Consider the following 12513-nt stretch of genomic DNA (forward strand, 5'->3'; position numbering starts at 1 on the left):
ATTCTATTCGATGATGGTTTATGATTGATTTTAGTAATATTTATTATTTTATTTGATTATTTATGATTGTTTATGATTGGTTTATATTATATCATTGGCTAATTTTTCTGTCAATTGTTTTTAGTCTTTTCATTAATATAGTTTTTACTATCGTAATACAAAAATATTTATCCAATATTAAAACATCCATAACCTTTAGGCTATGGATGTGGTTGTTGCCAGAGTTATCATGCAACGACTACTCTTGGTAAAGACTTTGTTTAACCCCCTCCAACAAAGGAATAGTCCCTTCTTTTTGATAGATAAACAATCTATGGAGGGTTCTCGTCATGGCTACGTATAGTAGCTTGATATCTAAGTCATTTTGTTGATATGTTTCATTGATATTAACTATAAATACTACGTCAAATTCAAGCCCCTTGGCAATGTGGGAAGGGACCAACATAATCCCTGCAGAATATTTGTCTTCCTTTCCATCTAAAAATCTAACATCCAACTGATGTTGATCTAGGACTTTCTTTAGGACACTTGCTTCCTCTAAAGTCTTGCAAATAAGAGCAATAGACTTATAGCCTTGATATTTCATCTCTTTAATTTTTTCTACTAAGTTTACAATCAGATCCGACTCTTCCTTATAACGCTTAATACTGGGCTTTTCACCATGTCGTATTACTGGCTTTGCTAATACGATTTTATCGTTATCTAGTTTTTTGATAATTTCGTTGGCAAGGTGCATGACTTCTATAGTGGTACGATAGCTCTGCACTAGGGTCATATAGTTACACCTATTTTTATCAAAGACTATCTCGATTACCTCTTCCCAGTTCTGAATACTGCGATAACTGTGAATTCCTTGAGAAAGATCCCCCAGGAGGGTAAACATATTGGTCTTTAGCACTTCCTTTAACACATAGAACTGAAACAAACTAAAGTCTTGCGCTTCGTCTATTACAATGTTTTTTATATCTAGTTTGGTATCAAAGCCAAATATTTTATGCCGTAAATAAGCTACAGATGCTAAATCCTCCATCTCGATATTTTTCTTTGCCAGTAGTAGTCTATTGAGATTTACTAGATATTTGTATTGTTCTTTCATTAAAGAATTATTGGAATAGTATCGTAGTGTCTCCTCCACCGTCATCAGGTCTTGATAGTAGTCCATGAGCTTTTTTGAAGGGAACTTTGCTGTGTATTTTTTAATCACTGTCTTGATGGTCTTTTTTGTGCTTTCTAGGACCTGATCCCGCTCCTCCATCAAAGCTACTAATTTTAGTCTTCTTTCCTCCGTTGCTTCTTGGGTGCTTCTGATTCTATCTATTTTGCTGTCATAGTTTGTTTGAATGTCCTTTAGGATATCATTTTTTCTATATTTCAATTGATTTCTCAAGGTTTTTTTAATCTCGTCTATTCTCTTATACAGTGGTAGATATGTCAGCTCTTCTAAAAACATTTCCTTTATCCGTTCCTTTGTCACCAGTAGGATATCCCCTAAAACAAAATCCTCCTTTGGATAGAACTGCTTTTCAATATCCTTGACATAAGCATCGATAACATCCCTCATATCCATAGAACCCTTGTAGGCGGCTGCCCAAGCCATCAAAGATAATTCCTTGTTCTCTTTACTTGAGCCTTGGATTAGATCCGTTAGCTTATCCTTTGCATTTGTTAATTTAAAGGAAGATCCCACCAATTCCTTCATGAAATCCGTATAGGTTGTTTGAACTACCTGCTCTACTCCCAGTTCTGGCAATACTTCAGATATGTAGTTGATGAAAAGATTGTTGGGGGCCATAATCATAAAGTTCTCGGGGTCGAAGGTTTTTTCGTAGGTATAAATGAAATAAGCGATACGATGTAGGGCTATGGTGGTTTTACCACTACCTGCAACCCCTTGAACGATCAGAGGTCTGTCCATTTCCGCTCTAATGACTCTATTTTGTTCTCCTTGAATGGTGGCGGCAATATCCTTTAATCTATTGTCAGCATTGGCAGATAGGGAGGCTTGAAGGAATGTATCTGTGGTGGTAATGTCTACATCCAAAATGGATTCCAGTTCTCCTTCATCGATGGTATATTGCCTTTTTAAGCTTAACTCCCCTTCCTCCACCCCTACTTCTGTTGGGTAGGAGGTTTCCCCCAATCGTCCCTCGTAATAGACATTGGCAATGGGAGCTCGCCAGTCAACGATTAGCGGTACATCGTCATCTGCTCTAAATAACGAGGTCTTCCCAATATAGATTTTATCCATTATCTCACTATCACTAGGTTTGAAATCTATTCTTGCAAAATACGGCTTCTCCTTAGCTCTAGTTAAGCCATAGAAGTTTCGTTCTGCCGTCTCCATAAACTTTGAGTTGATTAAAATATTAATATAGCCCTCACTACTATCTATGTTTGCAATTCCCTCTTTAATATTTTCTTGGAACGTCTTTTTTCGTTCCTCAGTTGCCCTCAAGGTCATTTTGATATAATCCTTGGTATATTCCAACCGCTCAATTTCTTCTCCGTAATCTGGATGCTCTTTTACCGACATATACTTCCTCCTTCCATAACTGACTATAAAACAACAATCTAATACGCCCAAACACCAGTGAAGCCTAAAAAATAATAGGATAGATTTCTCTGTCTATCCTATTATTTCCAAAGCATATTCTATTTTAATATATTATGGACGTTTCTTCAAACCTTTTATTATTACAGTTTGATTACTGAACCTCCAGTGTAGTGAAGATTTTGTTACCACGATATTTATAACGTAGTGTGTAGGTGCTACCTTGGATTCCGTAGATTTCCACCTCAGTGACTCCTTTTTTGTCTAATAGATGCTTTATTTCTAATCTTTTACTGCGAATTTCTTCCTTAGACTCATTATTGTTCTGGTAAACGGTAGAGTATTTAATCCAATACTCCAATGCTGTTTCTAGTGAATCGTGTATAGTAACCTGCATCCTTATCAACCTCCTTAAAATCATTCATCCAGCATATTATTTTAACATAAGTTATTATCCAATGCCTATATTTTTATACATAAATTTTTCATATTTCTACAAAATTTAATATTTCTTATTTTTTGCCTATATCTTTACTAGTTTTCACTGTAATTATTTTAATATTCAGGTTTCTAAATTGAATAAGTTTATGCAAACACAGCAAAAAACTATTGATGTATGTTTCTAAAACATCAATAGTTTTTATATTTACTCTATTTCATCTATTTTCCTTTTTGCCCTAAGAAGTACGTTTCATTAAGTTTTGAAACCAATTGTTTTTCTTTTGATTTTGTATTTGATAAAAAAAGACTTCATAAAATATGAAATCTCCTGTTATTAGTCGTATATTTTAATATTAAGCTAGGTAATTTTAATCTTGTATAAGTATTTTCTCCATAATGGTGATATCTATCCATTGATCCCCTACCCTTCCCTGTTTGAAATAGGTCCCCACCTCTCTAAAGCCCAAGGATTGATATAGCCGTTGACCTGCTTCATTTATTACAAAGGTACTTAAAACTAACTTATGAAAATTCTCCTTTGGGGCAACTTCTATTAAAGCCTGTAACAATAATTTACCAAGGCCTTTACCCCTCATAGTTCTTCTAATATAGATGGAAAAATCTGCTACACCATCATAACAAGCCCTTGGGTTGAATACATTTAAAGCAGCCCATCCTAGAACAATTCCCCCTTGACTGTGGGGGTCTTTTAACCCTTCCACCACCAGTACCTTATGACGGGTACTTTTTCCTCTAAACCAAGTCAGTATCTCTTCATCATTCCGTAGTCTCGTTTCTAGTGTTGCAATCCCATCCTCAATTCCTTCGTTATATATTTCCTTTATAGCCATTAAATCATCTTTCTTTGCCAGTCGTACATTATATTTCATTATTTTCCCCCTTGCTTAATGTCTCAAGAATTACTCCTTGACAATAATATATATAATAATGGGTATCAAATCAAATAATCAAGCTACAAAATAAATTCTCTTTATAATACTTTAATATTTTACTAATTTTTAGTAATATATAAGTATAGACATATTATATAGATATCTCGCCATTCACTTCCATCAGTTTTGCTTTTAAAATAAATTATTCTTTATAAGTATTATTTAATTGGGGGTTAATTTCATGATACAAATAATTACAGATAGTACCTGCGATCTTACCCAAACTATACTGGATCACAACAATATTTCAGTGGTTCCAATGTACGTCAAGTTCCAAGGGAATGTATATAAAGATGGCATTAATATTACACCAGAGGTTATCTATCAATGGGTTAAGTCCACAGGAGAGATTCCCGTGACAGCTGCTCCAAGCTCCAACGACTACTATGAAACCTTCAAAAAGCATTTGGAGGAAGGTAAGGAGATCATTTATATTGGTACATCTTCTAAATTGGCATCTGCGATTCAAAATGCAAAAATAGCTGCCAATGAATTCCATGACCATAGGATAAAAGTAATTGACTCTCTAAATATCTCTAGTGGTCTTGGAATATTGGCATTACAAGCTGTTGAATTTGTTGCTTTAGGTATGGACTACCAAGAGGTAGCTACTAAAATCTTAGAATTAGTTCCAAAAATTAGAACTTCTTTTATTGTGGATTCCTTTGAATACCTTCGAAAAGGGGGACGCTGTTCCTCAATAGAAAACATCATGGGAAATATGCTGGGGATTAAACCTATCCTTCAGGTGACAGAGGGTAAGTTAGTTTTAGGGGATAAAAGTATGGGAAAACGTGAAAAAGTGATCTCTTCCCTACTAAATCAAGTATTAGATGAAGCAGATTCCATCATTAGTAACCAGATTATGATCATCAACTCCATGGCACAGGAGGAAGCCCTTTATCTCAAAGAAGAACTCAGCAGGGTATTTACAGATAAAGAAATCATCATTGCTTCAGCTGGTTGTGTTATTTCTAGCCATTGTGGTCCAAATACTTTAGGAGTTAATTATATTTCAGAGGGTGCAAATTAGTAAAGAGTAAGGAATAGAATCTATAGTCAATAAGAAGACAATTGTATAAAATAAGAACAAAGTCTTTCTCCTGAAGACTTAAATGATGACTTATGTTGAAACCCATTTACGAAAAAGTTCGTTATAAAAAACTGCTTTGATTTTATTCAAGGCAGTTTTTTTATTGTCTTATTCTTTACCGTTATATCTTTACATTCATTTATCTATTCCCATGCAAATCCTTTATCTGATTATTCTTATCCAATACAACCTCTTGCCCATAGGCTGCTACAGAGAAAATCTTCTCTGCATCCTCTAGGGTTACTCCCTTCATAGTCATATTTCTTGGGTCTGCTTCCCCCACACCATCCCGATACAAGGTATAAAGGTACTGTACTGCTTGAGGTAGAAAACCAAGGAGTCTTCCCCCTACTGCATCAGCCGCTAAAGAGTCTGTAGAGACAATTACCAGTCCCTCTGTATTGACTGCTTTTCCCCCCGATGGCCCTGTTCCAATCATGGCTTTATCAACACTGATGATGGATATATCAATGGGTAGTTTCTTTGTCATGGCGACTATAAATCCATGTAGATCCTCGTGAATGCCTAACTTTTTCTTTGGGAAACCATGAACCTCAGCTGGTGGCCATCCAAGAGCAATGTTTTTAATAGAAGCACTCATGGTGGCTTCCTCGTGATATTTCAACTGGGTAAAACTGATCAAAACATCAGTTTCATTGATTAATTGATTAATTTCTGTCTCTTTGATGATTTCATGACCTAAAGGTAGCTTCACATAGGGGCCATAGTTTAAATCAATGAACTCTACATTTTCCTCGGCAATCACCCGATCATAGCCGATACTGTGGAACACCTTTTTTGTATCGTCTCCACCAGACCCAGTGGCAACAACTATTCTTTTAGGGTTTTTTGTCTTTACATATTGTATGAGTTCTCTTAAAGTCTCTGGTCCTACCACTGTGGCAGTATTTGGAGGCTGAGCCTTTACCCAATTGGGGGTAATGACAACACAGTCATCAGCCTTAATAATTTGATCTATCGGTAGAAGGTCTAGTGCTTCTACAATGGATTGCTCCTCCGCTCGATTTCGGGCGATGGCAACAATCGGCTCCCTTACTCTTTTTGTTTTCATGAAAAATCCTCCCTTAAAAATGAAATAGTACTATTCTATTTCTTTCCATTGGGAGGATTCCATATACATTATTTTAAACTCATTAAACAGCCCATAGAAAATCTTTACCAAACGTACTTCTTAATTCCTTCTGCCACCCCATTTTCATCATTGCTGGTGGTGACATAGGTGGCAATTTCTTTTATAGCATCATCACTATTTCCCATCGCCACAAAGGCTCCAGAATAATCCTTCATGGATAAGTCGTTATAGTTATCTCCAAAGGCGATAATATCATCCTTTTCTATTCCTAATATTTCTCCAAGTTGCTTGATGGCTTTTCCCTTTGACACCCCTTGATTCATTACTTCTAGGTTGTTGTGCCAAGACTTATCAACTTCGATTGTTGGGATATTCTCCAGTACTTTTCTGATTTTCACCAATCTTTCAGGACGATGATCCACCAATACAAACTTTAATATTTCTACATCATTACCCGCAACATAAGCAAGGGCATTTTCCAATTCTTGAAACTGAATGTTTTCACTACCTTTTTTCCGACGACCTCCCCAATAATGCTCCAATAAATAGTCTACCCGTTCTTTTTCCACATATAGATTCTCTTGATCGTAAAAATGGAAGTATACATCATGTTCTTGACAAATCTCAATCACTTTGAGGGCATCCTCTTTTTTCACTTCATTTTGATAGATTACTTCATTGGTAATATGATTACGAATCAAAGCCCCATTACAGGCAATGATGGGGGCCTCTATCCCCAGTAGCTCTGCGTATGCCCTAGCCGATGTAAAGATCCTCCCAGTGGCTATGGCAACGATAATTCCTCTCTTAACGCTCTCCTTTAACACATCCTCCGCCACATTGCAGACTTGACTTTGACTATTCAATAGTGTTCCATCCATATCTAACACAACCATTTTATAATTCATTTTATTCCTCCTCAATTTTTCCAAACTAATTTTGTCAAATTTTTGCCCAAGCAAGGATTGACAATTAATTAACATTATTCTATAATGAAAAAAGATAGCTAATAATAATCTTTATTTTTTAGGTGGTGAACATAATGGAAACCTTAGTAAAAGTATTGAAGGAAGGTAGTTGCAAAATTACCCCCCAAAGAATCGCTGTATACAATGCATTAAAGGACAATTTAAACCACCCTAATGCAGAGGCAATTTATAACCAACTTGCTCCTACTTACCCTACCATCAGTTTGGCAACAGTGTATAAATCATTAGATTTATTTGCTGAGTTAGGTCTCATTCAAATTATTAATATTGGCGAAAATAGCTTTAGATATGATTGTAAACCAACAAGTCATCCCCATGTAATCTGTACAAAGTGTCATAAAGTAGAAGACTTGGAAGGAGATTTTTTTAGTGGATTATCCAGCATCGTAGAAGAAAAGAAAAATTATCAAATTCAACGGCAACAATTAAGCTTTTTTGGAATTTGCCCTGAATGCAGCAATAGCAATAATTAATACTTATATTTCGACTTATATTTCAACCACTTGCCTCAGCAAGTGGTTGCTTTATTATAAGCCCTGTTTTTAATATCAGTCCTGTTTTGCAAAAATCCTATATTCTCTTTAAGACCTCCAATAGCCTATCGTTATCTTGTTTTCCTTTTATGGCAATCCTAATAAACCGATCTGATAATCCTTTAAAATTACTACAATCCCGTACCAAGATTTTTTCCACCAACAATCTTTCCTTTAGACCCTTCACATCTAATTGTGATGGAAGCAGTTTTAGTAATATATAATTTACTGAAGGGGGGTAAACCTTAAATAAAGCTAGCTTTTTTAGTTCCTCCACAAACCTTGGCGTCTCCTCCTTCAGCCATAGATGGGTCTTCTTTTCATACTCCCCATCCTCCAATAGTACTCTACCAAAATAACTGCCAAATGTATTTACTTGCCAAGGTATCCCGTGTTCCCTTAATTGTCCTTTAATCTCTGGATGACTACATACCCCAAAACCCAGTCGAAGCCCTGGTATCCCATAAAATTTGGTAAAAGAACGGGTGATCAATAGATTGTCATAAGTCTCCACTTGAGAAAGTAGTGAGTATTCTTCTGCTCCTTCAACAAAATCCATGAAGGCCTCATCAATCATTAAGAATACATTATTTTCTCGACACTTTTTTAACAGATTCTCTAGAAGGCTCTTATTTGTCAATGTACCCGTAGGATTATTAGGATTACATAAAACCACTAAATCTAAATCCCTATGTATTCTTTCCATAATTTCTTCTGCATTTAATTGAAAATCTTCTTCTTCCTTTAAAAAGAATTCCTCCACCTGACCACCAGTTGCCCTAATGGCCCTCTCATATTCCCCAAAGGTTGGGTACACCACTAAACTCTTCTTAGGATTAATGGCTTTAATAAAATCAAAAATGACCTGTACACCGCCATTCCCCACAAAGATATTTTCCACTGACAGATTGTATTTTTCCCCAATGTCATTTTTTAAATCAAAATAATTGATATCTGGATAATTTATTAAATCATCAAAGGCATCCATCATCATCTTTTTATAGAGTTTTGGAACACCTAAAGGATTTATATTGGCACTAAAGTCCAACAAACACCTCCTGTCAAAGCCATACTTCTGTTCTATCTCAAAGACATTTCCCCCATGCTTCATACTACAACACCTCCAAAGTTTGTCCCAATAGCAGGAAAGTAATTACACCAACGGCCGATGACATATACATCAATTGATAGGTTTCTGTAAGATGTTTTTGTTGTAATGACTGAATTGCATCACCAATGATGGGTTTATGAAGGATTTTTCCGAAATACTGATTATCTCCCCCCAATTGGATTCCCAATGCTCCTGCAACTGCAGCCTCGGGATAACCTGAATTGGGGCTATTGTGGTTTCTTCCATCCCTTAAAGCAATTTTTAAAGAATGACTACCCATTTTCCCCAATAGATAGCTACTGAGGACGATAAAAACCGCCGTTAGACGGGCTGGAATATAGTTAGCTATATCATCTAACCTTGCCGATGCCCTACCAAAATACAGGTATTTATCGTTCTTATATCCCACCATAGAGTCTAGGGTATTGATGGCCTTGTATGCCATGGCTAAAGGCGCGCCCCCTAAAAATAGATAAAATAAAGGAGCGATGATTCCGTCGGATATGTTTTCCGCCACTGTTTCCACTGTTCCTCGAATGATTTCCTCCTCCTGTAGATGGGAGGTGTCTCTACTAACAATGTAGGAAAGATATTTTCTAGCCTCTGGTAAGTCGTTATTCCTTAATGGAATTAAAACCTTTTCACTTTCTTTATGTAGGCTCTTAGTGGCTAATATGGTATAAGCAAGAATAATTGAGATAATCATTCCTGCCCCAGGATGTAGCAGAGTAGCCAATCGAATAATACTAAAGGTAATGAAGCAGGTAATCGATACCACTAGAAGTGTCAGTAGCCCCCCCTTCAGAAGGAGCTTCTTAGGCTGGTCATCGGTGTATAGAAGTTTTTCTAATCTATTTATTAATCCACCAATAAACCGCACTGGGTGGGGAAACCCCTGAGGGTCCCCCAATATTAAATCAAGGATATATCCACCAACTAGTACCATCATTCTTGACCACCTAATATACGATAGATTTTTTCCATATCTACATTTTCTCGGAAGATCTTAGCCAATTTGTCGTATTCCTTATTTTTATACTCTTCTAAAGTCATCTGATTTTCTCCTAATGGATCTAACCCCTTCTTTTCCATAAAATAGTTAATAAGACTACTTGTAAAATTCAACTGATCAAAGACCCCATGTAGGTAGGTCCCCATCACTTGAAGATTTCCATTTACAGCACCATCTCCATAGCTGACTTCCTCCCCTAGCTTGTTGGTGATGGTCATTAAAGGCTTTGCCAATTCTCCTAAAGTCGTCCTTCCCATATGTATTTCATATCCCTTTATGCTAAAATCCTTTCCACTCTTGAGAAAGGGGAGGTCTTCCCTTTGGATGACGGCCTCCACCTGTGTTGTTACCTTTTCACCCTCAAACACCGTCTCAACATCCAATAACCCCAATCCTCTTATTTCTTCTAAGGAGCTTTCCACCCCCTGTGGGTCCATGATTTTCTTCCCTAATATTTGATAGCCTCCACAAATACCAAAGATTAAAATCCCCTTCTTATTGGCCTGTAAAATCTCTTTTTCTAGGCCACTTTCACGAATATATTTTAAATCTGCTATGGTATTTTTGGAGCCTGGGATAATGATCATATCTGGATTTTCAATATGATCCCTTGCCTTTACGTAACGAATCTCCACTTCTGGGAAGGTCTCTAATATGTGGAAATCTGTAAAGTTGGAGATATGGGGAAGGTGGATAATATCAATATGTATCTTAGCCTCCCCCTTCACTTTTCTATTAAATCTCTCGGTTACACTATCTTCATCCTCTATATTGAAATCTCCATAGGGGACTACCCCCAGCACAGGAACTCCTGTTAGATCCTCCAACATCTTTAATCCTGGCTCGAGGATTTGCTTGTCTCCTCTAAATTTATTGATGATGATTCCTTTAACCCTTTTACGGTGCTCTCCTAATAGTTGTATCGTCCCATAAAGAGCCGCAAAAACCCCACCCCGATCAATGTCTCCAATCAAGATTACCGGCGCGTCTGCAATCTCAGCCATTCCCATGTTCACCACGTCATTTTCCATTAGATTAATTTCAGCAGGACTTCCAGCCCCCTCCATCACCACCATATCATAGTCCTTTGACAACTCTTGAAATACTTCCCCCAGCATTTCCTTAAGCTGTGGTTTGAATTTGTGGTAACTGGCAGCTGTCATGTTTCCTTGAACTTTTCCTTTAATGATTACTTGAGCTGCAGTATCGGCAGAGGGTTTTAATAGTATTGGATTCATTAATACATGGGGCTTTACATTAGCCGCCTCTGCCTGCATCACTTGCGCCCGTCCCATTTCCAAACCTTCATCAGTAATAAAGGAGTTTAAAGCCATGTTTTGAGATTTAAATGGTACAACCCGATGTCCATCTTGATATAACACTCGACAAAGGGCAGCTGCCAATAAGCTCTTTCCCACTGAGGAAGCCGTCCCCTGCATCATCACTTTTTTTCCTGCCATCACTTATATTCCCCCAATTGATTTAGTAATTCTTCCATAGTTGAAATCTCCTGTAGTCCTAGAGATTTTAATTCTTCTATTAATGCATTACCTCTCCCCTCTGTAAAATCAGTCCTTTCTCCCCACAGATTTTGCTTGTATAGAAAGACCTTCTTACTCTGCTGTAGTTGATTCTTTACGAGTTGCAGGTTTTTTATATTTCCCCATCCTATAGGGACACTGGTCATGATACTTAAATTACTTTCATTTGCTAATTTTTCAGCCTTTCCCAATGCCTCTTCACTGATTTCACTAAAGGGCTTTTCCTCCGCCATTGGGATGGCGAGAAGCTTTCCTAACTCCCAATCACTATCCCCCACATTCACCACCCCCATAGAGACTTTATATCCTTCTTCTAGAAGATGTTGCAAGAGTTCTTTACCAGTCCCTCCCCCACAGACAAGGTGGATTTTCTTATTAGTCCTCTTTTCCTTCTTGGCACTTAATGATAAGGGGATAACTTCAAGGGCGTTGGTATAGATATTTCTTTGAATAATCATCTCCATTTTGTAGGCTCTTTGGAGATTTTCCACCGTCATAACATCCTCCGTTTTACCCATGGTGATGATTTTACCAACATGTAATAACAATACCTCTTGACTATATCGGGCGGCCAAGTTCATATCATGAAGTACTGCCACAATGGTTACTTCCTTTTCTTGATTCAGACGTTTCAAAAGTTCCAATACCTCGATTTGATGATGGATATCTAAGGATGAGGTGGGCTCGTCCAATAGGATAATTTTCGGCTGTTGGGCTAAGGCTCTAGCAATGATTACCCTTTGCCTCTCTCCACCGCTGATTTCATTTACTTTTCTTTCCCTCAGATGCCATGTATTTGTCTGCTCCATTGCATCCCTCACGATGGCAAAGTCAGCATCCCCTTCCTTTTGAAAACGTTTTAGGTGAGGATTTCTTCCCATTAATACAATATCAAAAACATCAAAATCATAGGCTACGTTGGTATCTTGAGGAACCACAGCCATTTCCTTTGCTAAGTCCTTCATTTTATAACTCGTTAACTGACGGTCATTTATCAAGATAGTCCCTTCATCAGGGGTAAGATTTGCAGCAATAAGCTTTAGTAAAGTTGATTTACCAGATCCATTGGGTCCTATGATGGTAAGGAAGGAGCCTGATTTTACCTGTAGACTAATCTCATCAACAATTGTACTTTCGTCATATTTAAAGGTAATTGCCTTAGTTGATATAGAATTTTTCATGACTTCTCCCCTCCA

Annotated in this window: 11 protein-coding genes; 2 read left to right on the forward strand and 9 right to left on the reverse strand. The window is 37.2% G+C overall.

Going from position 1 to position 12513, the window contains the following annotated elements; all coding sequences use genetic code 11:
- Positions 1-238 precede the first annotated feature (238 nt).
- The 3 genes from helD to JOC73_RS04500 form a co-directional block, all read right to left on the reverse strand.
- Positions 239-2533 (reverse strand): RNA polymerase recycling motor HelD, encoded by a 2295-nt coding sequence (helD, locus tag JOC73_RS04490; protein ID WP_204400667.1) that lies wholly within the window; start codon positions 2531-2533, stop codon positions 239-241.
- A gap of 172 nt (positions 2534-2705) precedes the next feature.
- The gene (locus JOC73_RS04495) at positions 2706-2948 is read right to left on the reverse strand and encodes a hypothetical protein (RefSeq protein WP_204400668.1); all 243 of its coding nucleotides are present in this window, start codon (positions 2946-2948) and stop codon (positions 2706-2708) included.
- A 412-nt stretch (positions 2949-3360) separates the two neighbouring features.
- Positions 3361-3882 carry an arsinothricin resistance N-acetyltransferase ArsN1 family A gene (locus JOC73_RS04500; RefSeq protein ID WP_204400669.1) on the reverse strand — a complete coding sequence of 174 codons (522 nt, stop codon included), beginning with the start codon at positions 3880-3882 and terminating at the stop codon, positions 3361-3363.
- 244 nt (positions 3883-4126) lie between these two features.
- Between JOC73_RS04500 and JOC73_RS04505 the strand changes: the two genes are divergently transcribed.
- On the forward strand, positions 4127-4978 hold the full coding sequence (locus JOC73_RS04505) for a DegV family protein (RefSeq protein WP_204400670.1): 852 nt from the start codon (positions 4127-4129) through the stop codon (positions 4976-4978).
- A gap of 199 nt (positions 4979-5177) precedes the next feature.
- Here the strand turns inward: JOC73_RS04505 and JOC73_RS04510 are convergent, their stop codons facing one another.
- Complete coding sequence (locus JOC73_RS04510) at positions 5178-6110, reverse strand: DUF362 domain-containing protein (RefSeq protein ID WP_204400671.1); 933 nt, start codon at positions 6108-6110, stop codon at positions 5178-5180.
- A gap of 104 nt (positions 6111-6214) precedes the next feature.
- Complete coding sequence (locus JOC73_RS04515) at positions 6215-7039, reverse strand: Cof-type HAD-IIB family hydrolase (RefSeq protein ID WP_204400672.1); 825 nt, start codon at positions 7037-7039, stop codon at positions 6215-6217.
- A 134-nt stretch (positions 7040-7173) separates the two neighbouring features.
- Between JOC73_RS04515 and JOC73_RS04520 the strand changes: the two genes are divergently transcribed.
- Positions 7174-7593, forward strand: a complete 420-nt coding sequence (locus JOC73_RS04520; protein ID WP_204400673.1) for a transcriptional regulator PerR — start codon at positions 7174-7176, stop codon at positions 7591-7593.
- A gap of 97 nt (positions 7594-7690) precedes the next feature.
- Here the strand turns inward: JOC73_RS04520 and cobD are convergent, their stop codons facing one another.
- From cobD to JOC73_RS04540, 4 genes are read right to left on the reverse strand one after another with little or no spacing between them, the layout of a single operon-like run.
- Positions 7691-8764 (reverse strand): threonine-phosphate decarboxylase CobD, encoded by a 1074-nt coding sequence (cobD, locus tag JOC73_RS04525; protein WP_204400674.1) that lies wholly within the window; start codon positions 8762-8764, stop codon positions 7691-7693.
- Between the two features lies 1 nt (position 8765).
- Complete coding sequence (gene cbiB / locus JOC73_RS04530; protein ID WP_204400675.1) at positions 8766-9713, reverse strand: adenosylcobinamide-phosphate synthase CbiB; 948 nt, start codon at positions 9711-9713, stop codon at positions 8766-8768.
- Positions 9710-11236, reverse strand: a complete 1527-nt coding sequence (locus tag JOC73_RS04535) for a cobyric acid synthase (protein ID WP_204400676.1) — start codon at positions 11234-11236, stop codon at positions 9710-9712. The genes cbiB and JOC73_RS04535 overlap by 4 nt, the downstream gene beginning before the upstream one ends.
- Positions 11236-12498, reverse strand: coding sequence for a heme ABC transporter ATP-binding protein (locus JOC73_RS04540; protein WP_204400677.1), 1263 nt, complete (start codon positions 12496-12498; stop codon positions 11236-11238). The genes JOC73_RS04535 and JOC73_RS04540 overlap by 1 nt, the downstream gene beginning before the upstream one ends.
- Positions 12499-12513 lie beyond the last annotated feature (15 nt).

Source organism: Alkaliphilus hydrothermalis (genome assembly GCF_016908555.1).
Lineage (GTDB): Bacteria > Bacillota > Clostridia > Peptostreptococcales > Natronincolaceae > Alkaliphilus > Alkaliphilus hydrothermalis.

Bases quoted from the DNA above. Each gene is read 5' to 3' on its own strand.
- JOC73_RS04495 (WP_204400668.1), bottom strand. From the start codon at position 2,948: ATGCAGGTTACTATACACGATTCACTAGAAACAGCATTGGAGTATTGG.
- helD (WP_204400667.1), bottom strand. From the start codon at position 2,533: ATGTCGGTAAAAGAGCATCCAGATTACGGAGAAGAAATTGAGCGGTTG.
- cobD (WP_204400674.1), bottom strand. From the start codon at position 8,764: ATGAAGCATGGGGGAAATGTCTTTGAGATAGAACAGAAGTATGGCTTT.
- JOC73_RS04510 (WP_204400671.1), bottom strand. From the start codon at position 6,110: ATGAAAACAAAAAGAGTAAGGGAGCCGATTGTTGCCATCGCCCGAAAT.
- JOC73_RS04505 (WP_204400670.1), top strand. From the start codon at position 4,127: ATGATACAAATAATTACAGATAGTACCTGCGATCTTACCCAAACTATA.
- cbiB (WP_204400675.1), bottom strand. From the start codon at position 9,713: ATGATGGTACTAGTTGGTGGATATATCCTTGATTTAATATTGGGGGAC.
- JOC73_RS04535 (WP_204400676.1), bottom strand. From the start codon at position 11,236: ATGGCAGGAAAAAAAGTGATGATGCAGGGGACGGCTTCCTCAGTGGGA.
- JOC73_RS04540 (WP_204400677.1), bottom strand. From the start codon at position 12,498: ATGAAAAATTCTATATCAACTAAGGCAATTACCTTTAAATATGACGAA.
- JOC73_RS04515 (WP_204400672.1), bottom strand. From the start codon at position 7,039: ATGAATTATAAAATGGTTGTGTTAGATATGGATGGAACACTATTGAAT.
- JOC73_RS04520 (WP_204400673.1), top strand. From the start codon at position 7,174: ATGGAAACCTTAGTAAAAGTATTGAAGGAAGGTAGTTGCAAAATTACC.
- JOC73_RS04500 (WP_204400669.1), bottom strand. From the start codon at position 3,882: ATGAAATATAATGTACGACTGGCAAAGAAAGATGATTTAATGGCTATA.